This window comes from Alteromonas sp. G4i13 (assembly GCF_054960505.1).
In genome coordinates this window covers 36,038-63,014 of the sequence record NZ_JBHNYX010000010.1, presented here as the reverse complement: position 1 = coordinate 63,014, position 26,977 = coordinate 36,038, and the positions used below count along the sequence as shown (strand labels likewise).

23 protein-coding genes are annotated in these 26,977 nt (G+C 43.1%); 14 read left to right on the top strand and 9 right to left on the bottom strand.

The genetic code is table 11. The annotated features are described in order from the left end of the window. Positions 1–29 precede the first annotated feature (29 nt). On the bottom strand, positions 30–914 hold the full coding sequence (locus ACFI6J_RS06940; RefSeq protein ID WP_462585912.1) for a CvfB family protein: 885 nt from the start codon (positions 912–914) through the stop codon (positions 30–32). Between the two features lie 65 nt (positions 915–979). Here ACFI6J_RS06940 and ACFI6J_RS06935 point away from each other — a divergent pair, with 65 nt between their 5' ends. The 4 genes from ACFI6J_RS06935 to ACFI6J_RS06920 all read left to right on the top strand — a co-directional run bounded on the left by ACFI6J_RS06935 (position 980) and on the right by ACFI6J_RS06920 (position 4,400). After that, a complete protein-coding gene (locus ACFI6J_RS06935) occupies positions 980–1,717 on the top strand; it encodes a 5-oxoprolinase subunit PxpA (RefSeq protein WP_462585911.1) in 738 nt (245 codons plus the stop codon). A gap of 135 nt (positions 1,718–1,852) precedes the next feature. Further along, complete coding sequence (pxpB, locus tag ACFI6J_RS06930) at positions 1,853–2,593, top strand: 5-oxoprolinase subunit PxpB (protein ID WP_014949744.1); 741 nt, start codon at positions 1,853–1,855, stop codon at positions 2,591–2,593. Next, the gene (locus ACFI6J_RS06925; protein WP_462585909.1) at positions 2,590–3,537 is read left to right on the top strand and encodes a 5-oxoprolinase subunit C family protein; all 948 of its coding nucleotides are present in this window, start codon (positions 2,590–2,592) and stop codon (positions 3,535–3,537) included. Before pxpB ends, ACFI6J_RS06925 begins: the two co-directional genes overlap by 4 nt. Continuing rightward, the gene (locus tag ACFI6J_RS06920; protein WP_014949742.1) at positions 3,534–4,400 is read left to right on the top strand and encodes a D-amino acid aminotransferase; all 867 of its coding nucleotides are present in this window, start codon (positions 3,534–3,536) and stop codon (positions 4,398–4,400) included. Before ACFI6J_RS06925 ends, ACFI6J_RS06920 begins: the two co-directional genes overlap by 4 nt. Before the next feature lie 50 nt (positions 4,401–4,450). On the opposite strand, the gene fur is transcribed toward ACFI6J_RS06920, so the two are convergent. After that, positions 4,451–4,879, bottom strand: coding sequence for a ferric iron uptake transcriptional regulator (gene fur / locus ACFI6J_RS06915; RefSeq protein ID WP_014949741.1), 429 nt, complete (start codon positions 4,877–4,879; stop codon positions 4,451–4,453). A gap of 315 nt (positions 4,880–5,194) precedes the next feature. On the opposite strand from fur, the gene ACFI6J_RS06910 reads away from it, so the two are divergent. Further along, positions 5,195–7,201 carry a methyl-accepting chemotaxis protein gene (locus ACFI6J_RS06910; protein ID WP_462585907.1) on the top strand — a complete coding sequence of 669 codons (2,007 nt, stop codon included), beginning with the start codon at positions 5,195–5,197 and terminating at the stop codon, positions 7,199–7,201. Here ACFI6J_RS06910 and ACFI6J_RS06905 read toward each other — a convergent pair. Beyond that, on the bottom strand, positions 7,198–9,294 hold the full coding sequence (locus tag ACFI6J_RS06905; RefSeq protein WP_321825521.1) for a TonB-dependent receptor domain-containing protein: 2,097 nt from the start codon (positions 9,292–9,294) through the stop codon (positions 7,198–7,200). The genes ACFI6J_RS06910 and ACFI6J_RS06905 overlap by 4 nt on opposite strands. 120 nt (positions 9,295–9,414) lie before the next feature. Here ACFI6J_RS06905 and ACFI6J_RS06900 point away from each other — a divergent pair, with 120 nt between their 5' ends. The 4 genes from ACFI6J_RS06900 to ACFI6J_RS06885 all read left to right on the top strand — a co-directional run bounded on the left by ACFI6J_RS06900 (position 9,415) and on the right by ACFI6J_RS06885 (position 13,470). Next, positions 9,415–10,437 (top strand): TolB family protein, encoded by a 1,023-nt coding sequence (locus tag ACFI6J_RS06900; RefSeq protein WP_462585905.1) that lies wholly within the window; start codon positions 9,415–9,417, stop codon positions 10,435–10,437. 197 nt (positions 10,438–10,634) lie between these two features. Beyond that, positions 10,635–10,973, top strand: coding sequence for a hypothetical protein (locus ACFI6J_RS06895; protein WP_462585903.1), 339 nt, complete (start codon positions 10,635–10,637; stop codon positions 10,971–10,973). Between the two features lie 27 nt (positions 10,974–11,000). Beyond that, positions 11,001–12,815 carry an NHL repeat-containing protein gene (locus tag ACFI6J_RS06890; RefSeq protein WP_171338280.1) on the top strand — a complete coding sequence of 605 codons (1,815 nt, stop codon included), beginning with the start codon at positions 11,001–11,003 and terminating at the stop codon, positions 12,813–12,815. Positions 12,816–12,834: 19 nt separating this feature from the next. Further along, positions 12,835–13,470: a hypothetical protein gene (locus tag ACFI6J_RS06885; RefSeq protein ID WP_462585901.1), complete on the top strand. Its 636-nt coding sequence runs from the start codon at positions 12,835–12,837 to the stop codon at positions 13,468–13,470. 85 nt (positions 13,471–13,555) lie between these two features. Here the strand turns inward: ACFI6J_RS06885 and fldA are convergent, their stop codons facing one another. The 5 genes from fldA to ACFI6J_RS06860 form a co-directional block, all read right to left on the bottom strand. Further along, positions 13,556–14,080 carry a flavodoxin FldA gene (fldA, locus tag ACFI6J_RS06880; RefSeq protein WP_014998614.1) on the bottom strand — a complete coding sequence of 175 codons (525 nt, stop codon included), beginning with the start codon at positions 14,078–14,080 and terminating at the stop codon, positions 13,556–13,558. Between the two features lie 26 nt (positions 14,081–14,106). Beyond that, complete coding sequence (locus tag ACFI6J_RS06875) at positions 14,107–14,325, bottom strand: DUF2788 domain-containing protein (RefSeq protein WP_012519093.1); 219 nt, start codon at positions 14,323–14,325, stop codon at positions 14,107–14,109. Between the two features lie 124 nt (positions 14,326–14,449). After that, positions 14,450–15,229, bottom strand: coding sequence for an alpha/beta fold hydrolase (locus tag ACFI6J_RS06870; protein WP_462585898.1), 780 nt, complete (start codon positions 15,227–15,229; stop codon positions 14,450–14,452). An 82-nt stretch (positions 15,230–15,311) separates the two neighbouring features. Beyond that, on the bottom strand, positions 15,312–15,710 hold the full coding sequence (locus ACFI6J_RS06865; protein WP_061485992.1) for an H-NS histone family protein: 399 nt from the start codon (positions 15,708–15,710) through the stop codon (positions 15,312–15,314). Positions 15,711–15,832: 122 nt separating this feature from the next. Next, the gene (locus tag ACFI6J_RS06860) at positions 15,833–17,482 is read right to left on the bottom strand and encodes an electron transfer flavoprotein-ubiquinone oxidoreductase (protein WP_462585896.1); all 1,650 of its coding nucleotides are present in this window, start codon (positions 17,480–17,482) and stop codon (positions 15,833–15,835) included. 369 nt (positions 17,483–17,851) lie between these two features. On the opposite strand from ACFI6J_RS06860, the gene ACFI6J_RS06855 reads away from it, so the two are divergent. Further along, positions 17,852–18,604, top strand: a complete 753-nt coding sequence (locus tag ACFI6J_RS06855) for an electron transfer flavoprotein subunit beta/FixA family protein (protein WP_014979496.1) — start codon at positions 17,852–17,854, stop codon at positions 18,602–18,604. After that, positions 18,601–19,527, top strand: a complete 927-nt coding sequence (locus ACFI6J_RS06850; RefSeq protein WP_014976738.1) for an electron transfer flavoprotein subunit alpha/FixB family protein — start codon at positions 18,601–18,603, stop codon at positions 19,525–19,527. The genes ACFI6J_RS06855 and ACFI6J_RS06850 overlap by 4 nt, the downstream gene beginning before the upstream one ends. 120 nt (positions 19,528–19,647) lie before the next feature. Here ACFI6J_RS06850 and ACFI6J_RS06845 read toward each other — a convergent pair whose 3' ends face one another. Continuing rightward, positions 19,648–19,956 carry an isoamylase early set domain-containing protein gene (locus ACFI6J_RS06845; protein ID WP_039216445.1) on the bottom strand — a complete coding sequence of 103 codons (309 nt, stop codon included), beginning with the start codon at positions 19,954–19,956 and terminating at the stop codon, positions 19,648–19,650. A gap of 379 nt (positions 19,957–20,335) precedes the next feature. Here ACFI6J_RS06845 and ACFI6J_RS06840 point away from each other — a divergent pair, with 379 nt between their 5' ends. From ACFI6J_RS06840 to ACFI6J_RS06830, 3 genes are read left to right on the top strand one after another with little or no spacing between them, the layout of a single operon-like run. After that, positions 20,336–21,571, top strand: coding sequence for an efflux RND transporter periplasmic adaptor subunit (locus ACFI6J_RS06840; RefSeq protein ID WP_014949732.1), 1,236 nt, complete (start codon positions 20,336–20,338; stop codon positions 21,569–21,571). Continuing rightward, positions 21,568–24,702, top strand: a complete 3,135-nt coding sequence (locus ACFI6J_RS06835; protein WP_069944450.1) for an efflux RND transporter permease subunit — start codon at positions 21,568–21,570, stop codon at positions 24,700–24,702. Before ACFI6J_RS06840 ends, ACFI6J_RS06835 begins: the two co-directional genes overlap by 4 nt. A 47-nt stretch (positions 24,703–24,749) precedes the next feature. Continuing rightward, entirely contained in the window at positions 24,750–26,912 is a 2,163-nt protein-coding gene (locus ACFI6J_RS06830) for a prolyl oligopeptidase family serine peptidase (protein WP_462585893.1), read from the top strand. Positions 26,913–26,977: the final 65 nt, after the last annotated feature.

Genomic DNA, 26,977 nt, shown 5'->3' with positions numbered 1-26,977 from the left:
GCGCTTCAATACAGCTGTGACATGTGCGTTTATTTGTTAAGGCGAACTGCATCTGGGCTAAGCGTGATTTTCTTTTGCTTATATAACGCCCCTAACGCTTTTTTATACGCGGCTTTACTCACGTTAAAATGAGAGTAAATGGCTTCTGGCGCACTCTTATCTGTTAGCGTAGAAATCCCACCGTGGGCTTCTAAGTCATCCAAAATGGCTTGTTGAAGTGCATCACGGCCACCTTTGTCTACGCGCTGAAGGGCTACATCCACTTTGCCGTCGTCACGAATTGTTTTAATTACCCCTTCAGTAGCTTGCCCGACTTTAAGTGGCTTAAAGGCATCGCTATGGAAAATAAGACCTAAGCTTTTTTCATTGATTACGACCTTAAAACCTAAATCAGTTTTGGCATAAACCAAGCATTGCACTGTGTCGCCCTCGTTGAGATAGGCACTACTTTCCTTTAGAAAATAGTGAAGCTTGGTAGCACCTAAAATACGCTGGGTTTTATCATCAAAAAAGGTGTGAACAACATAGTACATACCTGGATTAACAGGTTGGGCTTGGTAGTCGTTGGGCATTAAAAGGTCGTTGTCTAAACCCCAGTCGAAAAATGCACCAAAGTTAGTGGCAGACAACGCTTTAAGTACCTTAGTTTCACCAACTTGAATCAAAGGTTTCTTCATGGTGGCATAGAGATCGCCGCGCTGATCTGTGGCTACAAATACGTCTATCTGTTGTCCTTCTGCGAGGGAAGTTTCTACTTCGTCAATCGCAAGGGTCACAGTTTGCAGCTCTTCAGCATCATCTATTTCTATTACGCAGTCGTTTTCGTCGTTGTTTACGACAAGTGGCGCTAAAGCGTAGCCAAAAGGGTATTGGGCTACCACGCGTAATGTATTAATTTTTCCAATATTTATCATCAGCACTGACTTTTTAAAAAGAACAGGTAACATGATACTGGAATGAACGTAAGAGCTAAACCATTATGAAGTTAAATTGCGATTTAGGTGAGAGTTTTGGCGCGTGGTCAATGCCGGTGGAATCGGCCATTATGGCAGAAATTGATCAGGCCAACATTGCGTGTGGTTTTCATGCGGGTGATCCGTTAGTCATGAAGCAGGCTATTCTGTCAGCTAAACAACATGACGTGGTCATAGGTGCCCATCCAGCCTATCCAGACTTACAGGGATTTGGTCGCAGAAGTATGGCGATTGCTGCTGATGAACTCAGCGCTATGATCCAATATCAAGTGAGTGCATTGAGTGGAATGGCAAAGGCTTGCGGGGCCAACGTTAGCTATGTGAAACCTCATGGTGCGCTTTACAATGACATGATGAAAGATACAGCTGTCATGCGCACAGTAATGCAAAGCATAGCTGAAATAAATATGCAGTCGTTAGATTCGCCCCTTGCGCTAATGGTACAGGCTACGTCGCAAAATACAGCGCTTAAAGAAGCTGCGCAAGAGTGGGGGCTGCCGTTGTATTTTGAAGCGTTTTCAGACAGGCGTTATACCGATGAAGGTTTACTGCAATCTCGCTTGATCGAAGGTGCCGTGTTAAGCGAGAGCGACGCATTGCTTCAAGCTAAACAACTTATATCATCGGGAACAGTAACGACAGCTTCGGGAGCAACACTTGCAATAGAAGCGGATTCTCTGTGTGTACATGGTGATACTAAAGGGGCGGTGAATATTGCAAAGAAAATCAGAACATTTCTATAAACCTGCCTCATAAAAAACACATTTTACAAGAACAATACAAGAGGCTGTTACCCATTGTTGTGCTGAGAGTGGTATATCTAAAACTAAGTACTCAGAACCAAGCACTGACAGCCGTTTAAATAACAAGGACAGTAGATGCAAGCTTTCGGTCGCATTAAGCGAATAGTTACAGCAAGTGCAGACGCCATTATTTTGTACTTTGATGGCGCAAACCTGGACGACGCGAATAATGCCTGTCATCACATGCTGGCAGCGATAGATAGCAAAAAGGGAAGCGATTCGTGGGCTTGGCTGCGTGAATGTGTGCCTTCCTATGACAGCCTGTTGATTATTTTTGATATGGCATTAATTGATAGCCACGGTGTATACCGTGCCATAAGTAATCTAAGCGCTGAAGACATGAGCCTGCAATCATTCTCTTTGCAAGCAAAAGAGAATGAAAGTAGCGCCGTGATTGAAATTCCTGTTTGGTACGGTGCGCCTAATGCAAGTGATTTAAGTGTAGTGAGTAAGAAAACGTCACTGTCTATTGAAGAGATTATCGAATTGCACACTAGCACGACTTATAAAGTATACGCAGTGGGTTTTTCTCCGGGCTTTGCCTATATGGGTGATATTCCAGAAGCGCTTAAATGTGCGCGACTAGGCACACCGCGCAAACGCGTACCTAAAGGTGCGGTTGCAATCGCTGACAGGCAAACTGCTGTTTACCCCAGTGAATCACCTGGAGGATGGAATTTATTGGGGCTTACGGCATTCGACATGCTCATTCATAAAAATGAGCAAAGTGAAGCGCGGTTAAAAGCAGGTGATGTGGTTAGGTTTGTTTCAGTTACTGAACAGGAATATAGAGCAGGATTGCAGGTTGAGCGATGAGAATTGAAGTACTCAGTAAAGGATTGTTTAGCCTTATCATAGATAACGGACGGGTAGGGCGACAACGGGATGGATTTTGTGAATCAGGCCCTATGGATAGTAACGCCTATGATTGGGCCAATTTTCTAGCCTTCAATTTAGACGGTACGCCATGCTTCGAAGCGATTGGTGAAATGCGATTACGGGTTGATGAAGATTGTATTATTGCTGTGACTGGCAGGGAACCGTCACTCGACGTAGATGGTAACGTTAAAGCAACATACCAGAGCCAACATGTACCGGCAGGCGCAACTATTACGTTTGGCAGCGCTCTACTTGGTAGCAAAGCCTATTTGGCAATAGGTGGAAATTGGCATGTGCCAAAAGCGGTAGGGAGTGCATGTACGGTAGTACGCGAACAACTTGGTGGGTTGGATGGTAAGGGATGCGCGTTAAAAGATGGCGATTGCATCGACATTTCAGCTAACAGCAGAATTAAAAGCACCGCTAGAATGCGCACTCTCTCGCGGCAGCACATAGACAACTATGGTTTTTTAGAGTCTATTCGGGTTATTCCCGGGTATCAGTTTTCGAGTTTTAGCGCTGTTGCTTTACGCACGTTTGAAACAAGCAGCTATACGGTTTCATCGGCTATCGATCGCATGGGCTTTAGGTTGACCGGTGAATTAGTTACAGCCGATATAGAAAACATGCGCTCAGAGGCAATTCATTTAGGTGCAATTCAAGTTCCCGGCGACGGGCAGCCTATTGTAATGATGCGCGACAGACAAACATTAGGGGGTTATCCAAAACTTGGCTGTGTAAGCCCCTGTGATATAAGTCGCTTGGCCCAAGCCGTGCCAGGCGAAAAAGTGAATTTTGTTTTTCAACATGAAGAAGAAGCAAGGGCAGACTGGCTACTGATGACAAGTAGGCGTCGCCGACTACAAGGAGAAATATTGTGACGATTGCGTTTTTAAACGGTGAGTATATGCCTCTTTCTGAGGCTAAAATTTCTCCGATGGACAGAGGCTTCCTTTTTGGTGATGGTATTTATGAAGTCATTCCAACGTATTCTGGTAGCGCAGTAGGCTTCAAGGGGCACACTTCGCGTATGGCGCAAGGCCTTAAAGCTATTGAAATCGCTAACCCTTATTCAGCAGAAGAATGGCAAGACATTTTGACCAGCTTGGTCGAAAAAAACAAAGCATTTATAGAAAGCGGAAACATTGGTGTTTATTTCCACGTAAGCCGTGGCACCGATACAAAACGTTTTCATGCATACCCTAAGAATATAGCACCTACGGTATTCGGGTTTGCTTTTGAAATAGCGCCACCACAGCCCACAGCAAAATCTGAAGCAAGGCCTTTCAAAGTTGCGCTTCAACAGGATAAAAGGTGGCAACGCTGCCATATCAAATCCACATCCTTGTTAGGCAATGTAATGCACTATCAAGCAGGTGTTGACGCAGGCGTTAACGAAACTATTTTGTACAACAGCGAAGGTATGATAACCGAGGCAAGTTCATGCAACGTGTTTATGGTGAAAGACGGATGTATATCTACGCCCCCCTTAAACCATGAACTTCTTCCCGGTATTACTCGCGCCATTGCAATTGAAGCATTTAAACAGGCAGGCCTGGTTGTTACTGAAACTTGGTTTAGCAAAGATGAGTTGCTGGAGGCAGATGAAGTATGGTTAACCTCTTCAAGCAAAGAAGTTGCCCCGGTAGTTGAAGTAGACGGAAAACCTATTGGCACAGGGGAAGTGGGTGACGTGTGGGAGAAAGCAATTAAGGCTTACCACGCATATAAGTTTAAAGCGTAACGAAAAAAGGCCCGCTTAAAGCGGGCCTTTTGCTAGAATAAAACTGCTACTTATTCAGGTAAGTTGTCGCAGTTACCGTCTGTACACTCACCATATAAGTAAAGGCTGTGATGCGTTAGCTTCATCTTGTGTTGCTTTGCAATCATCTCTTGGCGTTCTTCGATAATGTCATCTTCAAACTCAATGACCTTGCCACACTTCAAACACACAAGGTGGTCGTGGTGATCTTTGTGACTGATTTCAAATACAGATTTTCCACCTTCGAAATGGTGGCGATTGAGAATGCCTGCATCATCAAATTGGTTTAACACGCGGTACACGGTAGCAAGACCAATTTCTTCACCCTGTTCGATAAGGATTTTGTAAACGTCTTCAGCGCTGATGTGTTGGTTTTCTGGCTCTTGCAGAATTTGTAAAATTTTAAGGCGAGGCAGAGTGACTTTTAGCCCTGCTTTTTTCAATTCTTTATTTTGATCCATTACAACCTACTAAGAACGAGTGAATAAGTATTTGGTGGTTATTATAGGTAAGTTGAAACAATTTAAAAGCAAAACCGTGGAAACTTTGTTTTCTCGCTGAAAATTTATCCATTGCACTGGTGCGATAAAAATTGTTACTTCGATACAGCCCGCATGGTGTCTGGCCTGACCAGATTGTAAGTGCAAGATTTATCTAACAAATGTGCAAAATAAATAAAACTTTTGATGCATTGAATTAACATCCTGTTAAACTAAACTTAAAAAGGCGATACAACCCTTTTTATTTTTTGGCATGTTTTTTTGGTGGAAGTGCCCATGCAGTTAACAATTATAAATAAAATCACGTTAGGCTTTGGCTTATTCGGCTGCTTATTATTACTTACCAGTATTCTTTCCTATTTTGGTCTTAGCGGAATAAAAGATTCTGCACAAGACGTTGTAGAGCAAAAGATGCCAGTTCAGACCAGCATGGTAAAAGTAAAGACTGAGATCCTCTCTTTATCAGTGATTACTGCCAACGGATATCATGTCGAAAATAGAGAAGAGCTGGTCGCAAACAAAGAGACGTTTGATACTTTATCTTCCGCATTCTCTGACGACTTGTCTCGTTTAAACTCACTTATGCCAAATAACGCGGTAGCCAGTAACGCTGTCGACGTTAGTCTAGCCTACGTTAATAGTAGTAACGACATGTATACCGCCATCAACGAACGAATGAATATCGAAAAGGCCCTTACTACACAGCTAGAAAAAGTTTTGATGACCGCTGATGAAGCCAGTGCCCTAATGCTAGACCTTTCTTATTTAGAAGGGGATAACCCCAGCATTGAAACGCTTATTGGTGCGGGTACTGCAATAGACAACAAATTGCTAACCATGAACGATTCGTTCATAGAACTTGCAGAAACCGACAGTGCCACACAAAGCGCCAATATCATTGAGGATTTGGAGTATCAGTTAAGCAATTTGCAAGTAGATAAAGACTATGTAAACCGTTTAGCCACGGGTGTTGATGATGGCGGTACGATAGCATCTTTTAACGAACAGTATGATTTACTGATGGAAGCGGTAAACGGCACAAATGGATTAATTGCTTTGCAGCGACAAAAACTTTCTGAAGTAGACAAAGCTGCGAAAGCTCAGAAGGAAGCAAAAGAAGCGTTAGAAACCGCACTTGCCGACATTAATACTTTGTTTGACGCTGTCCAGAAGCAATCTCTTGATGGGCAGAACGCCATTCTTGAATCTGTTCAGGCCAACCTTGTGCGCAATATCATTGTCGCGGCACTGGGCTTGGTTGCTGCAATATTTTTAGCGGTTATTGTAACCCGTAGTATTTCCAAGCCCCTTGGCCGTATCAATAAAGGCTTAAGTCAGCTAAGTAAAGGGGATTTAAGCACCAAATTGCCTCAAGAGGGCAATGATGAGTTTTCTGCCCTTTCCGCAAAAGTGAACAGCCTAACCGATAGTTTACGAGAGCTAGTGGGCAATATATTAGAGCAAGAAAAACGCCTTATAGACATTACAAAAGAAAGCGTAGAGCTGGGTAATAAGAGCTTATCTGAGGTAGACAAGCAACGTGAGCAAGTAACGGTAACGTCTACGAATACAAAACATGTACAGGAAAAAAGCCGCAGCAACCTCGCCCAAATTAATGAAGCAATGGACGCCCTACGCGATATAACAAAGCAAAGTACAGACATTGGTCAATTGGTACAAAAAAGCAGTCAGCAGGTGGGTAATCAAGCCAAACAGGCGGAGTCTTCGGCGCAGATCATTAATCGTTTGGACGACAACTCTCGCAATATTGGCAGTATCTTAGACGTGATTAAAACGATTGCAGAGCAAACCAACTTGTTAGCATTGAATGCAGCCATTGAAGCTGCAAGAGCTGGTGAACAAGGTAGAGGCTTTGCGGTTGTTGCGGATGAAGTGCGAACGCTAGCCAACCGCACCCATGACTCTACGGAAGAAATTGAGCAGATGATTGGGAACTTACAAAAAGATGCTGCGCAGGCAGTAAAAGCAATTAATGCAGGGCGCGAACAAGCGCAAGAAGGGGTGGAAATTACCCAGCAAGTATCTCAACAAGTAGAGAGTATTAGAGAAATCATTGAGCGGTTAAGCGATATTAATGAACACATTGTGGCTGATACCGAACAACAAGATGTTTTACTTGGTGATGTTGCGAAAAGTTTGAACCGCATAGTTGCTTTAGCCGACTCCAGTGCGCAAAGCACGCGCCAGTCCAACGAATCAACGATGCTCTTGGATGCGCAGACAGAAAGCTTGAGAAAAGCGGTTGAGCGCTTTCAGCTTTAATCAAATTCGACATCCCAGTTAAGCGCTACACTGATGTTCCTGCCTACTTCATTTTGGCCAGAACCATGGATGCGATAATCTTTGTCGGCAACATTTTCAATGCTTGCAGCTAAGTTCAGCGTATCTGAAACTGTGTAGCCTGCCCGTAAAGACACAATCACATGGCCTGGCGTACCTTCAGGGGGGATTCTGTCTGTATCTCTGATATCGCGAGTTGAAAGCCTATCGGCTCTCTGTTGAGCTAAAATTTCAGCTTGGGCATACCAACGTTTATCACTAGACTCATAGTTAACGATACCTCCTACGTTATGTGGCATTAGCCGGCCAATGTACTCTTTCTTAGGCTCGCTCAGTGACTCTGGAAATTGGAACGTCTCTCCATAGTTAAGAGAGCCAAAAATTCTAAATGACCACTGTTCGTTTAACTGAGCTAGAAAATCAAACTCCCAACCATAGACTTCTCCGCTAGTGGCGTTAGCTTTACTAATCTCAAATTCCCCATCAAAGTTTACGGTCCCTGTTGGAAATCTAACAATTTGGTCTTCTATATCAGTGTAATAAAAACCTGTGTTGAGCTTCCAGCTTTGATAAGCCAGGCGAAGTCCAAGTTCTGTACTCAAGTATTGTTCAGGCTCGAGATTGGTGGATGGCACTTCAAATTCGTTGCTTCTTGCAGAGTCAAAGCGACTTAAATCAGAAAAATTTGGCGCTCTGAAACCTTCGGCTACCGTGAGATATGCACTCGCGTTATGGCTTAAGGCGTAAATACCTTCTAATGCAAATGCAACGTTATTCCACGTTCTATCAAGCGAAATGACATCTGAAGTAATAGGGCTTTGAATTCTATCTGATTCCGCAGAAATGTAGGTATATCTTGCTCCTAGCGCTAACGTGAGTTGTTCCATTGGATTACCGACAACTTTGGCAAAAAGACCGCTATTTAGGTAATCTGCATCCCCAGCAACAGGTCCTTGAATGGGGTTATTACTGGCGTAACTTTCTATATCATCATGGTAGACATCAAGTCCGTAATTGAAACGGAGAGCATTGTTAACGTGTTTAGAGAGTGTAGCACTTAGGCCAGTCGTTGCTACATTCGTTTCTTGTCGATCAAACCGGTCCCCCGTTCTCAAACGCGTGCGCTCTTCATCTTGCTGGTGATAGGACAAAGTAAGGTCTAGGTCGGTGTAAAAAGGGTTTGATAATGGCTGATGACTAAATTTAGCATAGGTAAGGTTTCGAGTTTGGTCGTGATCTCTTTGTAATTCACTGCCAATTGTCGTGCCTGCGAATGAATGGCCAAATATTGTCTTATGCGTTCTTGGAACATCATCTTGTTTAACCACATAATGCGCAAATGTGACTGTGCTGTTAGCCAATTGCTTTTGCCACTTTATGTCGTAAGCTAGTTCGTCGTAGCCGCTGTTTTGTAGCGTACCGCTAGCCATTTGGAAGTCACCAAAGTCTTTTTTCGTAACCCCCATGGTGAGTGCGCTATCTGCTGAACTTGAAAGATTTAATCGAGACCCGAATATATTCGAATTTTCACCTTCGGCGAGTCGCGTCATAAAGCGCAGTGAGTTTTTATTAAACGTTGGTGTTATTGTTGAAGTATTAACGATAGCGCCAATTCCATCAGATCCGTATTCGACGCCTTGCGGGCCTTTAATTATTTCAATCTGCTGTACAGAACCTATGTCAATGGTACTCCAATATTGGTTGGGGCCAGAGCGAAATGTAGAGTTATTCAGTCTGATCCCGTCTATCAGCATCAAATTTCGGTATCCAGTGAAACCACGAATGAACGGAGAGCCTTGGCCGTAAGAGGTTTTTTGTACAAGAACGCCAGGTACTAACTTGAAGTTGTCAATGATATTTCTGAAATTTGCCTTTTCTATTGACTGTCTATCTAACACGTAGGCGGTATAGGGGAGTGTTGAAATAGTATCAAAGGTCTTACTTCCAGTAATTTCAATAACTTCGACGTCATCTTCTAGCAAAACGTTTGCGTAAGAGCTTGAGGAAATACCTAAATAACTGGTTAAAATTAACGTGTAAAATTTAACTTTAGATGTGCGTAGTTTCGTATTCATCGTAACTTCCTTTGTTGTAAATGATATCAATAAAGCAACGACTCTTTACTAAATTGTGTTTTTTTTGTACAACAAAATGGAAGTGTAGGCAAGTTTACTTTTATATACAGGAAGAGAGAAATGACAATGCGTAAATTGACACTACTATTTTTTTCACTTGGCGGTTTAATAAGTTGTGGTGCGACAGAGGAACGCTCAGCAAAAGTGAGTGACAGTGTGCAAAGCGTGGCTTACTTGTCTAGTGCAGACGGTAATCTAGATATTTATATCAAGAACGTAAAATCTCAAGAAGTTAACCAAGTCACAAATAACGAGCTTGACGACCTCAACCCCACATGGAGTTTCGATGGAAACCACTTGGCGTTTCTGGGTAGAACGCTTAATTCAACATTTATTGAGCTTTATAACGTTGCTAGCAAAAAGCGAAAAACACTAGTAGACACGGTGCATAGTCCAACTTGGATAGAGTTTTCTCCCAATGAGAATCTTTTAGTATTCATTGGTACTGATGACGAAAAACAATCAGTGAAAACAGTGGATTTAATGTCCAATATCCAAACAGTTTACACCTCAGAGGAATCCGAACTTATATCACCTAAATTTTCACGGGACGGAAACCGAATAGCAGTTATTGAAAATGACAATATAACGATATTAACCAAGCAAGGTATAAAGTCAGAAATAGTACCTACTCAGTACAGAATATTAGACTTTGATTGGGGCGAGTCTGATTCTTCGCTGTACGTAACGGCTAGGTATGAAAAAAACATAAACATCTACCACCTAGATATTTCTAACAATCAATTAGATTTAATCGTTGAAAGTCCCTTCATCGATATTGAAGGTCGGTTTTTCCCTCCGAATAATTTGTTATTCTTGAGCTCCAGGCTAGATGGTACAACTAGACAGCTGTACTTATTAAACTTAGAAAGCAAAATATCCGAACAACTTTCACCTTCCGGTATAGAAATAATGAATCCATCTTGGTCAAGTGATGGAAAGGCCGTAACCTATACGCAGTATGTAAAAGGAAGGTTCACGAGCGTTTTATTTGAAATTAATACACATACTCACACCCCAGTTTCGCCTACAGACAGCGGATTTCATTTATTGCCAAAAGTGAGACCACTTCCTAGAGAGTAACTATTGTGGATACCTGCAAAGTCTTTCTATTCCTAATGCTGTCATCTTTTTTTACATGTTTTTAATTTATGTCTTACCGCAAAATTGTAAGTGGTTATAATTTGAGCGGTTTCCCAATGTGGCTTGGTATATGCATTAGGTCTAATGTCTTAGTAGTGCGTTAAGACTTACTTAAATATTGCATAAAGGACTTTCCAATGAAGCGAAAATTACTGGCCCTTTCGGGGATAGTTTTCGCAGCACACTCGATAACGTTGTACGCGTATGCTGCAGAGGCAGCCTGGCTAAATTCCCCATCCGTATTATCCGTGAACGAAGACATTCAAGTCAGTGGAGGAGGTGCACCTTCTAGCACTTACATTGATATCAAAGCCTTAGATGATTCTTCCGGTGCACTCTTATCTGAAGAGACAGTGTATACAGATAGCTCTGGCCAATTTGAATTAACGTTCAGAGCATTGAGTGACGCGAGTACAGTGAGGATAACAGCTGTTATTGATGGAAAAGAATTGTCATCAATTAGTGCACGTCAATAAGGCATAGAGAAAACAGAGGATGTAATTATGAAAATGATTAGAAAAGCAAAACCATCACTTTTTGTTTCTTTAGGTTTGACGTTAGCAATTGCCTCAAGTGCAGTTTCTTCTCAGGAAGTGGTTTACACCATAGATAGCGACTTTGTGCAGGGTAGCCTTAATTCGCTGGAATACGATGCACTTACAGAATCGCTGGTACTTAGTGAAACAGGCTCTACTTTTCCAGTACTTTGGGTAGCAAATGCAGGTGAGGACTCGGTATCAAAAATAAACACAGATACTGATTGCGAAGAAGCACGGTACAGTACTTGGTTTTTTACTAACTTTCATGGAGCCTACTCAGGACCTGCTCCTTCAAGAACAGCAGTCGATATAGAAGGCAACGTGTACGTTGCTAACCGTCATTTCGACAACAAGCCACCTAGTGTTATGAAAATTTTGGCTGAGGGCGGTATTGACAGAAATGGCAACGGGGTCATTGACACGTCAAGAGATGTAAATGGAGATTGCTCTATTGATAGAAACGATCCGAACGAAATGCCAATGCCTGTTGATAGTAATGGTAATGGTATATATGACGCAGATGAAATAGTTGATGAACGAATTGCTTGGGTCAAACAGATAGGTGGGGACCGTGGGTTAGGCCGTTCACTATGTATTGCCCCAGATGGAAATATCTGGTTGGGAATGTATAACGCTTCTGAATATTATCGAGTCGATTCTGACGATGGTACGGTACTGAACGGACCTATTGGAACCCCCGGCCATAGGCCTTATGGTTGCTTGATTGACGGCGATGGAATCTTGTGGAGCGCAACGCTTTCTTCAGTTATGGCTGTAGTTGATACAAACTTAGTGAACACTGCAAGTGATCCTTTCTTGGGGACAAAGTCTATTCGCGCCAGTGGATATGGAATAGCGTTGGCTAACGATAAGGTGTACTTCGGGCGCTCAGGTCGAGATTTTAATGAATATGATCCTAACGCACCTGAGGGAGCCGCTCCTGCCAATGATGGAAACCCTCTAACTGGTGAGTTTACGCTAGCTCCAAATTTTAATACTCAATACGGAATATCTTCAGATGGAGATGGTAACTTAATAGGTGGATTATCCACTGTAATTAAAACACGGCCCGACGGCACAAGAGTCTGGTCTACGCCGAACCCAACTTCAACATCAGTAGGGGTAGCTGTGGACAGTAACCAAAATGTTTGGGTTATGGGCTTAAATAGTAATAATGTGGCGAAATTTGATGGAGCAACAGGTAATCAGTTACTCATTAAACCCGTCGGTGCAAACCCTTACACCTACAGTGACTCTACAGGCTTTGCTGCACGAAATGTAACCGATAGAAGCGGTATTTGGATAGTGACAAGAGATAGTGGTAGCCCCGGTACTGAATGGGACATGGTTTCTTGGAACAATGAACCCGATGGCGATATCCCTCCAGGTTCAAGCATTCGAGTACGTTACAGAGCGTCAGATGTTGAAAACCAGTTAGAGCTTATCAGTTATCAAGATGCGTCGAATGGCAATCCTGGTTTGGGAGCAGTGGGCCGATTCATGCAAATGAGGGTAGAGCTTCGTCCCAATGATGATGGTGATAGCCCCCATTTTTCAGACTTAGCGCTAGCTACGCTGGCAGAGGTTGGTGCGTGTGATGTTAATGAAGATGGCTTCGTTGATAGATTTGATTTAAACCTGATTATTTCGGCGTCTGGACCTGCAGCTGCGAATGATCCGTTAGATATTGATAACAATGGAGTAATAAACAGGCTCGATGCAAGAGCGTGTGTAGATTCTTGTACCAATGCGCGCTGTGCAGTGACTGCTCCGCAATAAAGACTATAAGGAAAGTGTTATGAAAAAAATCATTAAAGCAATGCTGTTTTCGATTACTGCTTTATTTGCGACGGCTTCGTTACCTGTGCACGCTGTATTTATTGCACTGTCACCCTCTATTCAGGTTTCGGGTACAGGGCAAGTGGTTACTGTTGACCTCATAGCAGGTGATCTTGGCGACCCAATCGATACTACGATAGGCGTATTTGATGTTGACGTTTCATTTGATAGTACGGTGCTTAGCTTTGTTAGTTTTGACTACAGCGACGCGCTAGGAAGTATAATTACAAATGATTTCTTTGATTTAACAGCTGATGCTTACACCGATGACACCATGAGCGGGCTTAACGCAGCAGGAAACTCAATAAACTTGAATTTATTAAGTTTTCTATTTTCAAGTGACCTTGAGTTTTTGCAATCAACCGTAACTACACTTGCTTCTCTAACTTTTAACGTGATTGATTTAGAAATGGGGGAGTTTACCGATCTTGACTTGACGGTTTTGTTATTGGGCGATGGCCAAGGAAATGACCTTACCAATGTTGACGCGAGGAGTGCAAGAGTAACTACACAGGTTTCCGCACCGTCATCTGGCATCATCTTTTTAATGATGATGATTGCTACAGCACCTTTCGTAAGACAGATTAAACGCTAGGAGGGATTGCTTCAGCATGCACCGGATAAAAGAGAAGTAATGAAAAAGACCGCAGATCGATAGAAACGCGGTCTTTTTTTTAAGCTTATGCAAGTTCGGCCAAGCAAAGTTCATCGTGAATTTGCTTACACCACGCTTTAACGCGAGATTCTGTTAGTTCTGGTTGACGGTCTTCATCGATACCAAGACCAACAAAATGATTGTCGTCAGCCATACCTTTAGACGCTTCAAAATCATAACCTTCAGTCGACCACTGACCCACTAAGATAGCGCCTTTGGCTTCTACGATATCGCGTACCATACCCATAGCGTCTAAGAAGTATTCCGCGTAGTCTTCTTGGTCACCGCAGCCAAAAATAGCAACTAACTTGTCGTTGAAGTCAATTTGCTCTAGTTCAGGAAAGAAATCATCCCAATCGCATTGCGCTTCACCGTAGTACCACGTAGGGATACCAAAGATAAGCAAATCAAATTCAGCGATGTCTTCTTTACTGCTCTTGGCAATGTCTTTAACATCAATTAGCTGTTTACCCAATTCCTTCTGGATCATTTTCGCAACATGTTCGGTATTACCCGTGTCACTTCCGAAAAATAGGCCAACGCTTGCCATATCTAACCTCTATTAATCGTTACTAATTAAACGCCTGTGCTTAGCCAAAACCATTCAATAATGCCCTTCGCAAGAAACCCTAATGCGCCTAAACCTAGCACACCGTACGTTACCACTCGTCCAATAAGTGGCACATCGTTCTTACGCAGTACATCGTGTACAGCAAAACCCATCAACCCAAAAAGGATAGATAAGCCGCCATACAGCATGATGGACTCAATGAGTTCGTAATTTTCTGCAAGCATAGTGTTGTTACTTAAAAAAATCTGGCGCAACTATATCACAGTATATACGCCTGTAAGAGCCTAAAACGTTCAAAAATAGGTAATAATAGTCATTCTCATCTTAAATGATGATGAAAACCCTTCTTTAAGACGATTTATTGAGCGTTCTTTCTACAACGGCGTTAAAGACCGCTGGCTTTTCTGCATGTAACCAGTGGCCAGCCCCTTCTATTACATGTGCTTTAGCCATAGGAAAATAACGCGTTATGTCATCGCGATAGGCTGGCGTAATATAATCAGACTCACTGCCCTTGATGAATAATGTTACGCCATCAAATGTTTGATTTGTTTGTTCCCAATCAATAATGTGTGAATAACTGGCAATTAATCCATCGACATTAAAACGCCATTTCCAATCTCCATTTTCATCTTGATATAGGCTCTTCAATAAGAATTGTCGAACGCCTGGCTCTTTCACATGTTTAGCCATTTCTTTTTCAGCATCTTTTCTACTTTGAATTGCATCTAAAGGAACGGCCTTGAGCCCATCAAATACGGATTGGTGGCTATGGACGTAAGATACTGGTGCAATATCGGCGACAATGAGGTGAGAAACAACGTCGCCGTGGTTTAAGGCTAATCTCATGGCTACTTTGCCGCCTAATGAGTGGCCTAAAACCGCGCTTTCTCTAATATTAAGCGATTGCATAATCTCGAACACCGCATTTGCAGCATCGTCGACAGAAAATGAAGATGTCCATGGGGATTCACCGTGGTCAGGCAGATCAATGCTGATCACGTTGTAGTTAGATTCAAAGTGGCGCTTAATGCCGGCTAAATTATCGGCATTTCCAAATAGTCCATGAATGAGAATCAGCCAGGGAGAGGTAGAAGCGCATTCCGAAAGTTTGTAGTTCAACTTCACAATATACTTATCCGTTTCTGAACATGCTGTTCAAACAAAATAAGGCCTGTAAAAACAGGCCTTGTTTAATTCACAATTTCAATTAATTAATGGCGTAATCGTCGAGTGACTTACCGCTATCTAGCGCTTCTTTATAAACGCGAGGCATGCGTCCAATACCTGTCCAAAGGTGTTCTTCACCTTTGCTATCAACAAGCTTGTATTTAACCGGACGTTTTTTGCCAACCTTTTTGTTTGTTTCTACATTTAATGCCTGTAGATCTTCAACATTTAAACCCGCTTCTTCCATTTGCTTTTTAATAGCAGCGAGCTTCTCTAATTTTTCTTTCTCAAGCTTTTCTTGTTCTACTAATTTTTCTTTTCTTTTCTCAATTATACCGCTAAGTTTTTCTTGAATTTGTTCAAGTTCTTCAATGCTTAATTCCTTAACAGCACCTTGTAAACGTCTTCCATGGGTTAAAATATCTAAAAAATCGCTCATTAATTAACCTTAATACGTTGTACTTAATTTCTATTGGATAATAAATAAAAGTAGCACAAAAAAAAAGCGAGCCAAGCTCGCTTTTAAAAAATATCAGTTAAATAACTAAATAACGCATTAAATTACATATTTGGGTAATTCGGGCCTCCAGCACCCTCTGGTACAACCCATTTAATATTCTGACTCGGATCTTTAATGTCGCACGTTTTACAGTGAACACAGTTTTGTGCATTAATTTGGAACCGTTTTTCACCTTCCTCTTCAATTACTTCATATACACCAGCAGGGCAGTAGCGCTGTGCTGGCTCTGCAAATTTAGGTAAATTAACCTGCAGAGGAATAGACGGATCTTTTAATTTTAAGTGGCAAGGCTGGTCTTCTTCGTGATTTGTATTAGATAAAAATACAGAAGACAATTTATCAAAGCTTAACACGCCATCTGGCTTAGGATATGAAATCTCTTTTGCATCTTTCGCTTCTTTAAGCTGTGCGTAGTCTTTATGTTCGTCTTTCATGGTGAAAAACAAATTACCATTAAAGATATTTTGCTCTAGCGTGTTAAATGCGCCACCCCAGAAATTTCCGAGTTTGTGGATAGCGGGGCCAAAGTTACGAGAGCGGAACAATTCGTCGTATAGCCACGATGATTTAAATTTCTCTGTAAAGTTTGTTAACTCTTTTACTGGTGCCTCAGCATTTTCTGAAATGGCTTCAAAAATACTCTCTGCTGCAAGCATGCCCGACTTCATGGCCGTGTGATTACCTTTAATTTTGGCAAAGTTTAGGGTGCCTGCTTCACAACCAACCAGTAGGCCACCTGGGAAAGTCATCTTAGGTAACGAGTTAAACCCACCTTTGGCAATTGCACGTGCGCCATAAGATACACGTTTACCACCCTCAAGGTACTGTTTAAAAACAGGGTGGTGTTTTAAGCGTTGAAATTCGTCAAACGGGCTCAAATAAGGGTTGTCGTAGTTAAGGTCGACAATTAGCCCTACAAATACTTGATTATCTTCGGCGTGATATAAATAGCTGCCGCCTGTGGCATCATCCAATGGCCAGCCTGCGCTATGAACCACTAAGCCTGGCTGGTGTTTCGCTGGATCTATATCCCAAATCTCTTTAAAGCCAATAGCGTAATGCTGTGGTGAGCTGTCGTTATCTAGATTGAAGTGTGAAATGAGCTCTTTACCCAAGTGACCGCGACAGCCTTCAGCAAACACCGTGTATTTGGCACGTAGTTCCATGCCTGGCATGTAACCATCTTTTGGTTCACCGTCTTCACCCACGCCCATGTCTCCGGTAAGTACGCCGCCAACACTACCGTCTTCGTTGTAAATAACTTCAGAAGCTGCGAAACCGGGGAATACTTCAACGCCTAGCTGCTCGGCCTGTTCTGCTAGCCAACGACTAACATTACCCATAGATACGATATAGTTACCGTCATTATGCATAGTTTTGGGCGTAATGCCGTTTGGTAACTTCTTAGCTGACGTTTCATCATTAAGTAAATAAATGTGGTCTTCGGTTACCGGGGTGTTAAGTGGCGCACCTTTTTCTTTCCAATCGGGAAATAGTTCGTTAAGAGAACGAGGTTCAAATACCGCGCCTGAGAGAATATGTGCACCTACCTCGGAGCCTTTTTCGACCACACAAACCATTAGCTCTTGGTCTTTTTCATTTGCAAGCTGCATAAGCTTACAAGCCGTTGATAATCCAGCTGGGCCGGCACCGACGATGACTACGTCAAACTCCATCGATTCTCGTTCCACGGGAGGCTCCTTATGTTTGTATTTTTATAATGCACTATTGATGAAACAAATAATGCTTTGTGTCAAAAACATGTAAATTAATTGTCGTTTTGCAAGGTAATGCAGGTTGACGTTTACGTCAACAGTAAGTACATTGCAAAGCAGTTTACGTTAACGTTAACTGGCAGCGTATTATACCTGCTCGTAAACGTGGTGTTAACGTCGTTTTAAGGCTAGCCTTTAAAAAACGTACGTTCCACAGTTTCTTTTTAACGTATAAGCATTGTTAAAGTTTCAAAAAGCGTGGTGAAGTAATACGTTTTTAATTATTAATAGTTAATTATTAATGAAACGTAATTAGCACTGACGAACTCAACAATTGAGGTAAATATGAAAATACTCGTACCGGTCAAACGCGCGATCGACTACAACGTTAAGGTAAGAGTGAAGGCTGATGAATCAGGCGTAGATCTTACAAACGCGAAAATGGCCATTAACCCTTTTTGTGAAATTGCTGTTGAAGAAGCCGTTCGATTAAAAGAAAAAGGCGTGGCAACGGAAATCGTTGTTGTTTCAATTGGTGACAAAAGCTGCCAAGAACAAATACGCACAGCACTTGCCCTAGGTGCTGATCGTGGTATCCAAATTGATACCGACCAAAATCTTGATTCACTTCAAGTGGCGAAGCTGTTATCTAAAGTAGTTGAAGAAGAGCAACCTCAACTTGTTATTCTTGGTAAGCAGAGCATTGACTCTGACAACAACCAAACTGGTCAGATGCTTGCAGCGCTAACAGGTATGCCTCAAGGTACCTTCGCATCAGAAGTGGTTGTAGATGGCGAGAAGGTGAATGTAACACGTGAAATTGACGGTGGCCTTCAAACGGTTGCACTTTCGCTTCCAGCTGTTGTAACGACAGATCTTCGTTTGAATGAACCGCGTTATGCATCGCTTCCAAATATTATGAAAGCAAAGCGTAAGCCTCTTGATGTTAAAGCTGCGGCAGACTTTGGTGTTGCGCTTGAATCAAACGTTAAGGTGCTAAAAGTGACGCCTCCGCCTCAGCGCGAGGGTGGCATTAAAGTGGCAGATGTTGCTGAGTTAGTAGACAAGTTAAAAAATGAAGCAAAGGTGATCTCATGAGCGTACTCGTATATGCAGAACACGATAATGCAAGCTTAAAGACTGAAACGCATAAGCTTGTGAATGCCGCGCAAAAAATGGGTGGCGATATTCACGTGCTAGTCGCAGGTGAAGGTTGCCAAGCAGTAGCTGAAGCCGCGGCGCAAATTGACGGTGTTGCAAAAGTACTTGTTGCTGACAATGCTGCTTACAAGCATCAGCTTGCTGAGAATACGGCTGATCTAGTTGTAGAACTTGCTGCTGACTACAGCCACATTGTTGCTGCTGCAACCACGACAGGTAAGAACTTCATGCCTCGCGTAGCGGCTTTATTAGACGTAGCGCAAATCTCTGACATCATTGGTGTAGAGAGTGAAGACACGTTTGTACGCCCAATTTACGCAGGTAACGCTATTGCTACCGTACAATCATCTGACGCGAAGAAGGTCATTACTGTACGAGCTGCATCATTTGATGCTGCAACAACAGGCGGCAGCGCAGAAGTTGCAGCAGTGGACGTTGTAAAAGGCAGTGATAAGTCTGATTTCGTATCGGCAGAGCTGACTGAGTCTGAGCGACCTGAATTAACTGCAGCAGAAGTGGTAATTTCAGGTGGCCGTGGTATGCAAAACGGTGACAACTTCAAGCTTCTTGAGGGCATTGCTGACAAGCTAGGTGCTGCTATTGGTGCATCACGCGCCGCAGTAGATGCTGGGTTCGTTCCGAATGATATGCAGGTAGGTCAAACAGGTAAAATTGTTGCGCCTCAGCTTTATATCGCGGTAGGTATCTCGGGCGCTATTCAACACCTTGCGGGTATGAAAGACTCTAAAGTTATTGTTGCTATCAACAAAGACGAAGAAGCGCCAATTTTCCAGGTTGCCGACTACGGGTTAGTAGGCGACTTGTTTGATGTACTTCCAGAGCTGGAAAATTCGTTGTAAATCGAATTTTAAGGTTTAGCAAAATGAAGATAAAGGCTGCGTATACGCAGCCTTTTTTGTAGGGAATCGTTATAAAATACCTAGAGTAGTTACGGGTATGTTTTTTAATGGAACAATAATTTAAACGCGCACCACTGAGTTGTCTTCTATGCTAACAGGTGAGGGAATATAAGCATCGGCTTCCCAGTCGTTTTCCCACTTCTCTCCGTCAAGCAGATAACGGAACTGGTACTCGTGATCTTTCTCCAAATCTACCGTTAACGTGAAATCACCACTTTTCAATTTTTTCATCGTAAGTGGCTGTGACTTCCAGTCAGTAAAATCTCCGCACAGCGATGCTTCTTTGGCGTCCTTCGCCGCTTCCGCATTAAGTCGAAATGTCACTTTGCACAGAGGTTTTGATTTAAGGTATTGTTTCTTAAGACTCATAATGTGTTTTCCCTTCAACGTAGCGAAATCATTTCCGAGGCTACAATCTGTTAAGACTGCACTTAACTAGCAGCCATCGGTTAACTCATAATCAATGAGTGATTAAATAATCAACGAAAAACTGATAATTATCAATCTTACTTTGTATTCTTTTGATAATTTTTTATATTAGGGCGGCTGATTTTTATGTGTATTTTAAAAACAATTAACAGACACAAAATTTAACAATCTTAAGTGGGCACAATAACCACAAATCAGTACACTAGTGTTGAAACAATAATAATAGATTTTCGTGGGTTATCAGGTGGTATGTGAAAGTGCAATACATCGTTGCGTCCGTTTCACTCGCGTGGATTTCCTTCGTTCCTAGGGATAGTAAATGAAAAACTCCATCTTGATGAAAAGTGGCATTCCACTAATCATAGTTTTGGTCGCGTTTATCGCCGCGACAGTCATGATCAAATCACGTAAGCCACCAGAGCAAGTACCCGTGGAAATTCCTGCTTTTTTGGTTGAAGCGAAAGAAGCAACAGCAGAGGCCGTGAGCTTTATCGTAAAATCTCAGGGTAACGTTGTTCCGCGAAATAAAACTGCGTTAAGTGCGCAGGTCAGTGGCCAAGTAGTGAGTTTGTCTGATGTATTTATAGCTGGCGGTACGTTCAAAAAAGGGGATGTGCTGGCAACACTTGAACAAGATGATTATCGCACGGATCTTAAGCTTGCAGAGGCTGAATTAGCTCAAGCGCAAGCAGCGCTTCAAGAAGAAATAGCTCGCGGCAAAGTAGCAGAGCAAGAATGGCGATCGGTAAGTAGCGTTGCACCGCCTGAGTTGGGTTTACGTAAGCCGCAACTGGCAAAAGAACAAGCAAACGTTAAAGCTGCAGAAGCCAAACTAGAGCGTGCAAAACGCAACTTAGCAAGAACGCAAATTACAGCCCCTTATAATGGCATTGTGGTTGAACGTAATATTGACCTGGGTCAGTTTGTATCAATGGGCGCAGTACTTGGTACAGTGTACTCCACCGATACTGCAGAAGTCAGGCTGCCTATTACTGACAGCGATTTAATGTTTATCAATATTGCCGGACAGTCCAATGACGGCGCTCCGGTTTCGTTAACGGCCTCTGTGGGCGGTGTGAAACGTACTTGGGAAGGTAAACTGGTGCGTTCAGAAGGTATTTTAGATACAGGCAGCCGAGTAGTATATGCCATTGTGGAAGTACAAGATCCTTACAATCTGAAATCTTCACACAATGCCCCCCTTCGTTTTGGTCAGTTTGTAGAAGCAGAAATCACGTCTCGTCAGAATGAAGAATTGGTGGTGTTGCCTCGTAGCATTTTACGTTTAGACAATACCGTACTGACTGTTAACGACAATCGTGAGATTGAAATAAAGCCTGTTGAGGTTGCGCGCACAACCGCTAAAGAAGTGTTTATTCGTTCTGGTATTGAGCATGGAAGCCTGGTAGTGAGAAGTGCCGTACCAAACCCGTATAATGGCATGAAAGTTCGTCTACCAGGTGATGAGCCAGTGCTTTCTGATGCAGCTGAATCAGATGCTAGCGAAGATACTGATAAAGTAGAGAGCACGTCCACCGAAGGTGATAGCGAATGAGCCGTATTGATACCAATAAAGGGCTTATTGCCTGGTTCGCGCGTAACAGCGTAGCTGCAAACCTTCTGATGTGGTTGCTTGTAGTTGGCGGATTATTTGGTGCCTTCAGTATTCAGAAGCAAGTATTTCCCAATTTCGAGATAGACGTTATTAATGTTCGCGTACCGTATTTGGGGGCCGCACCTCAGGAAGTAGAAGAGGGCGTACTGCTTAAAATTGAAGAGTCAATCAAAGACTTAGAGGGTATTAAGCAGCTTAATTCCACAGCCGTTGAAGGTATGGGTACGGTAAGTATTCAGGTGGAAGAAGACTATGATGTTCAATCTTTACTTGATGAAGTAAAAGTACAAGTTGACGCTATTCCGAGCTTCCCCGCAGACACTGAAAAGCCCGTTATTTACCGTCAAAAAATACAACAAGACGTAATTTGGCTCTCGGTTTACGGCGACGCGTCTGAACGGGAGTTAAAAGAGTTTGCCAAAGATTTGCGCGACGACATTGCTAACCTACCTGGTATTTCAAGTGTTCAAGTTGTTGGGGCAAGGGACTATGAGATTTCCGTTGAGCTTTCGGAAGTTGATTTGCAAAAATACAACCTTACATTCGCCGATGTCGTTGCGCGTTTAAGTCAAACCAGCGTCGACTTACCTGGCGGCTCAATTCGCACTGAAAATGGCGATATTCTGCTTAGAACGAAAGGGCAAGCCTATACGGGCTGGGATTTCTCGCAGATTGTTTTAGTAACAAACGGTAACGGCACGCGCGTGACATTAGGTGATGTGGCGTATATCAACGATGGTTTTATTGAAAATAACCAATATGCGCTATTCGACGATAAACCCGCTGTTAGTTTGCGAGTGCGTGCGGTAGGTGATCAAAACGCATTAGAAATCTCTGAGCAAGTTAATACCTATATTGAGAGTCAGAAATCGGAATTTCCGGCGCATATTACAGCTGATACGTGGGGCGACAGTTCGTTCTACTTAGCTGACCGACTCAACATGATGCTGGAAAACATGTTCTTCGGCGCGCTGCTGGTTTTCTTGGTACTTTCTTTATTTTTAAAAATTAAGCTCGCGTTTTGGGTCATTGTGGGCTTGCCGGTTTGTTTTCTTGGCACCTTGTTAGTTATGCCGCTAGATATGGTTGGTGTGTCTATCAACATGCTTAGCCTGTTCGCGTTTATTCTTGTGCTGGGTATTGTGGTTGACGACGCCATTATCATGGGGGAATCGGCGTATTCTGAAATAGACAAAAAAGGCCATAGCGCTGAAAACGTGATAGCGGGCGTCAAAAAGGTCGCTATGCCAGCAACATTTGGCGTGTTGACAACCATTGCCGCATTCTCGCCCATGCTGATGGTATCTGGGCCGTTTGGAATTATTTGGAAAACCATCGGTATGGTGGTTATCGTATGCCTTATTTTCTCGCTCATTGAGTCCAAACTAATATTGCCGGCTCACTTGGTACACATGAAGCTTAAGCCTTACGATCCTGAAAAGGCGAATAGATTTCAAAAGTTCCGAGATTTCTTCAGCGAAGGTATTAAGACGTTTATAAACAATAAATACGCGCCATTTTTGGCTACAGCTGTACGAAATCGCTACACCACGGTTGCTGTGTTTATGGCTATGCTGATCCTCACAGTAGGCCTGTTCGGTGGTGGTATTGTACGTTTTGTATTTTTCCCGAATATTCCTAGCGATTTTATGATTGCAAGTTTCGAGCTTGAGCCAGGCTCATCGCTTGAACAGCGTGATAATGTACTGACTACGCTTCGCGAGGCCATGCACCGCATGGACGACAAAGTAGCTGAAGAGTCGGGTGAAAACGTTATAAAGCACGCCATTGCCTTTGATAACGGCAATCTTGGGGGCGAGATTTTCGCAGAGCTCACCAAAGGTGAAACGCGAACGCTGACAGACTTTGAAATTCAAGACATGTGGCGTCAAGAGTTACCAGAAATCCCAGGTGTTAAGTCGTTTAATATTAGCTCTCCGGGTGGCCCTGGTGGTGGTTCAGACCTGAGCTTTGAATTTAGCTCAAGCGATATTAAGGCCCTTCGTTCGATAAGTGATGAACTTAAAGAAGCGTTGGATAAATACGAAGGTGTTACCGACATTAACGACACCTTCTCAGGCGGAAGCGAAGAAATTCAACTCGCGCTGAAACCTCAGGCTGATGCGCTAGGTATTTCTTTGCGTGATTTAGGTCAGCAGGTTCGCTTTGGTTTCTATGGTGCGGAAGTTCAGCGTATCCAGCGTGACGATGAAGAAATCAAAGTGATGGTGCGTTATCCGAAAACGGAACGTAGCTCTATAGAGCACCTTGAAAACATGCGTATCCGCGCGCCAAATGGGCAAGAAATTCCGTTTGAGCAGGTGGCGACATTTACAGTTGGTCAGGGCTTTGATTCAATTATTCGTGTCGATGGTAAACGCTCGGTAACCGTAACTGGTGCAGTGGATAAAGCGTTGCTTGACCCGTCAGAAGTAACCAATGATGTGATTGAAAATCTGATGCCGGATCTACTAGCGCGGTATCCCAAGGTGGACTTCCAGCTTCAAGGTAACTCGAAAGAGCAGGCTGACGCTATGATCAGCCTAATGCAGGGGCTTCTATTTGCACTCTTTGCCATTTATACCTTGCTTGCTATTCCGCTTAAATCGTACAGCCAGCCGTTCATCATTATGTCGGTTATACCTTTTGGTATCGTAGGCGCCATTGTGGGGCATTTGGTATTAGGTATGGCGGTAAGCGTACTTTCTATCTGCGGCATAATTGCGTTGTCTGGGGTGGTAGTTAACGACAGCTTGATCATGGTGGATTTCGTTAACCGTGCGCGCAAAGAAGGCATGTCGCTAATGGATGCTGCTATTAGCGCAGGTACTCAGCGTTTCAGAGCAATTATCCTCACCTCACTAACAACGTTTATGGGGCTTATGCCAATTGTTTTTGAGCGCAGTTTACAGGCTCAAGTTGTGATCCCAATGGCTATTTCATTGGCCTTCGGTATTTTGTTCGCCACGGTGATCACCTTGCTGCTTGTCCCAGCGCTGTACCTTATTTTAAATGACCTCAAAAGCGTGTTTAAAGGTCGAAAACATACGCAAGTTACGACAGAAAGCTAAATAGAAAATGCCGGTTGAAACCGGCATTTTTCGTTTAAGGAATAAAAATGAAGAAAAATCTAATATACGCTGCCATAGTAGCGGCATCAGCAGGTTTAACCTTGGCGTGTACAAGCTCGTATACCGAATCTACTAGTTCAGTGCAAGGTGAATCACAAAGTGGCGGCATGCCAAAAGTGTCCGACTATCCAGAAACCAAAACTGTGACTCAGCATGACAACTATCATGGCACTGTAGTGAGCGACCCATACCGCTGGCTAGAAGAAGAAAAGAGCGAAGAGGTAAGTGCTTGGGTTGAGTCTCAAAACACCCTTGCTCGTCCTTACCTGGCTGAATTGCCCTCTAGAGAAAGATACAAAGAACGTCTAACAGCGCTGTGGGACTACGAAAAATATTCAACGCCATATATGGTAAACGGCAAGCTGTTTTATTCTTATAACGACGGCTTGCAAAACCAATATGTGCTTTATATGGCTGACGGCGTTAACGGTGAGCCTGAAGTACTGATTGACCCAAATACATTGAGTGAAGATGGCACAGTGTCTATGGCGTCAACTGAACTAAGCCCTAAAGCCTCGTTCTTGGCCTACATGCTTTCTGACGGTGGTACAGACTGGAAAACTATTCACGTTCGTGACACCAGTAAGAAGTCGGATTTAACTGACATTATTAAAGGCATTAAGTTTTCAAATATCGCGTGGTTGCCCGATGAAAGCGGCTTTTTCTATTCACGTTATCCTAAAACAGAAGCGGGTAAGTACGACGATAGCCAAACCGTATCTATCTATTTTCACGCAATAGGTACAGCGCAAAGTGAAGACAAAAAGGTTTTTGCGTTTGACAATAAACCTACATGGAACCCTTATCCTTCGGTTGTTCAAGATGGCAAAACACTGCTCATTTCTGTGTTCGAGGGATATCAGACGAATGGTGTTTATGCTAAATCGCTGGTAAATGCTAACAGTGAGCTCGTTCCGGTTTTCGACAAATGGGATGGCCGTTACGACCTAATTGGCGAGCATGACGACGAGTTATTTTTCACATCTACAGCAAATGCCCCTACAGGTAAGGTTATTAAGGTTGATTTCGATGGTGGCGTTAAAGCAACGGAAACCGTAATTGAAAGTACATCTGATACCTTGTCGAGCGTTTCACTATTGGGTGAAAAACTTTTTGCTCAGTATCTAAAAGATGTAAAAGGGCAGGTAAGTGTATTTGATTTAAACGGCAAGAAAATAGATGAAATTGCGTTTAATGATATTGGAAGTGTTAGCGGGTTTTACGGAAGCAAAAATGCCGATACAACGTTCTATAAACTTACGGGATTCACAAATCCTGGCCAAGTATTTGCGTACGACGTAAAAAGCGGCGAGTCATCATTATTTAAATCCATCGATACAGGTGTTAATTATGATGATTACGAAACAAAGCAAATTTTTTACACCAGTAAAGATGGAACAAAAGTTCCCATGTTTATCGTGCATAAAAAAGGCTTGAAGCTAGATGGAAATAATAAAACGTTACTGTACGGGTATGGTGGTTTTAACATTTCACTGCTGCCCCGCTATTCAGTATCACGCATGGTATGGGTAGAGCAGGGCAATGTACTGGCCATAGCTAACTTACGTGGTGGTGGTGAGTATGGGCAACAGTGGCACAAGGCTGGGACTAAGTTAGATAAGCAAAACGTATTTGATGACTTTATCGCCGCGGGCGAGTATTTGGTTGAAAGTGGCTACACCACGCCTGAGAAAATGGGTATCCAAGGTGGCTCGAATGGCGGTTTGCTTGTTGGTGCGACCTTAACACAGCGCCCGGATCTCTTCTCTGCTGCCTTACCTGCAGTCGGCGTGTTAGATATGCTTCGCTATCACACACCTAGTGCAAATGCGCGAGCATGGTCCTCTGATTATGGGTTAAGTGAAAACAAAGACGAATTTGAAGCGCTTTATGCTTATTCGCCACTTCACAACACTAAGCCGGGCACGTGCTACCCAGCTACATTAGTTACTACTGGTGATCACGATGACCGTGTTGTGCCGTGGCACAGCTATAAATTTGCAGCCCAACTACAGGCTGACCAAAGCTGCGATAACCCAGTTCTGCTTCGTGTTGAAACTCGAGCTGGTCACGGTGCGGGTACGCCAACATGGATGCAAATAGAAGGGTATGCCGACCAGTGGGCCTTTTTGGAGTCCGCTCTCAACTAACGCATATATACTGCTATTAAATAGAAGCCGCTTTAAAAAGCGGCTTTTTTGTTTGCATTTTAAAC

Excerpts from the sequence above, each read along its gene's own strand:
- ACFI6J_RS06900 (WP_462585905.1), top strand. The coding sequence starts at position 9,415 with ATGACAATGCGTAAATTGACACTACTATTTTTTTCACTTGGCGGTTTA.
- ACFI6J_RS06905 (WP_321825521.1), bottom strand. The coding sequence starts at position 9,294 with ATGAATACGAAACTACGCACATCTAAAGTTAAATTTTACACGTTAATT.
- ACFI6J_RS06855 (WP_014979496.1), top strand. The coding sequence starts at position 17,852 with ATGAAAATACTCGTACCGGTCAAACGCGCGATCGACTACAACGTTAAG.
- ACFI6J_RS06875 (WP_012519093.1), bottom strand. The coding sequence starts at position 14,325 with ATGCTTGCAGAAAATTACGAACTCATTGAGTCCATCATGCTGTATGGC.
- ACFI6J_RS06890 (WP_171338280.1), top strand. The coding sequence starts at position 11,001 with ATGAAAATGATTAGAAAAGCAAAACCATCACTTTTTGTTTCTTTAGGT.
- ACFI6J_RS06940 (WP_462585912.1), bottom strand. The coding sequence starts at position 914 with ATGATAAATATTGGAAAAATTAATACATTACGCGTGGTAGCCCAATAC.
- ACFI6J_RS06910 (WP_462585907.1), top strand. The coding sequence starts at position 5,195 with ATGCAGTTAACAATTATAAATAAAATCACGTTAGGCTTTGGCTTATTC.
- ACFI6J_RS06845 (WP_039216445.1), bottom strand. The coding sequence starts at position 19,956 with ATGAGTCTTAAGAAACAATACCTTAAATCAAAACCTCTGTGCAAAGTG.
- ACFI6J_RS06850 (WP_014976738.1), top strand. The coding sequence starts at position 18,601 with ATGAGCGTACTCGTATATGCAGAACACGATAATGCAAGCTTAAAGACT.
- fldA (WP_014998614.1), bottom strand. The coding sequence starts at position 14,080 with ATGGCAAGCGTTGGCCTATTTTTCGGAAGTGACACGGGTAATACCGAA.
- ACFI6J_RS06925 (WP_462585909.1), top strand. The coding sequence starts at position 2,590 with ATGAGAATTGAAGTACTCAGTAAAGGATTGTTTAGCCTTATCATAGAT.
- pxpB (WP_014949744.1), top strand. The coding sequence starts at position 1,853 with ATGCAAGCTTTCGGTCGCATTAAGCGAATAGTTACAGCAAGTGCAGAC.
- ACFI6J_RS06835 (WP_069944450.1), top strand. The coding sequence starts at position 21,568 with ATGAGCCGTATTGATACCAATAAAGGGCTTATTGCCTGGTTCGCGCGT.
- ACFI6J_RS06895 (WP_462585903.1), top strand. The coding sequence starts at position 10,635 with ATGAAGCGAAAATTACTGGCCCTTTCGGGGATAGTTTTCGCAGCACAC.
- ACFI6J_RS06830 (WP_462585893.1), top strand. The coding sequence starts at position 24,750 with ATGAAGAAAAATCTAATATACGCTGCCATAGTAGCGGCATCAGCAGGT.
- ACFI6J_RS06885 (WP_462585901.1), top strand. The coding sequence starts at position 12,835 with ATGAAAAAAATCATTAAAGCAATGCTGTTTTCGATTACTGCTTTATTT.
- ACFI6J_RS06865 (WP_061485992.1), bottom strand. The coding sequence starts at position 15,710 with ATGAGCGATTTTTTAGATATTTTAACCCATGGAAGACGTTTACAAGGT.
- ACFI6J_RS06840 (WP_014949732.1), top strand. The coding sequence starts at position 20,336 with ATGAAAAACTCCATCTTGATGAAAAGTGGCATTCCACTAATCATAGTT.
- fur (WP_014949741.1), bottom strand. The coding sequence starts at position 4,879 with ATGGATCAAAATAAAGAATTGAAAAAAGCAGGGCTAAAAGTCACTCTG.
- ACFI6J_RS06935 (WP_462585911.1), top strand. The coding sequence starts at position 980 with ATGAAGTTAAATTGCGATTTAGGTGAGAGTTTTGGCGCGTGGTCAATG.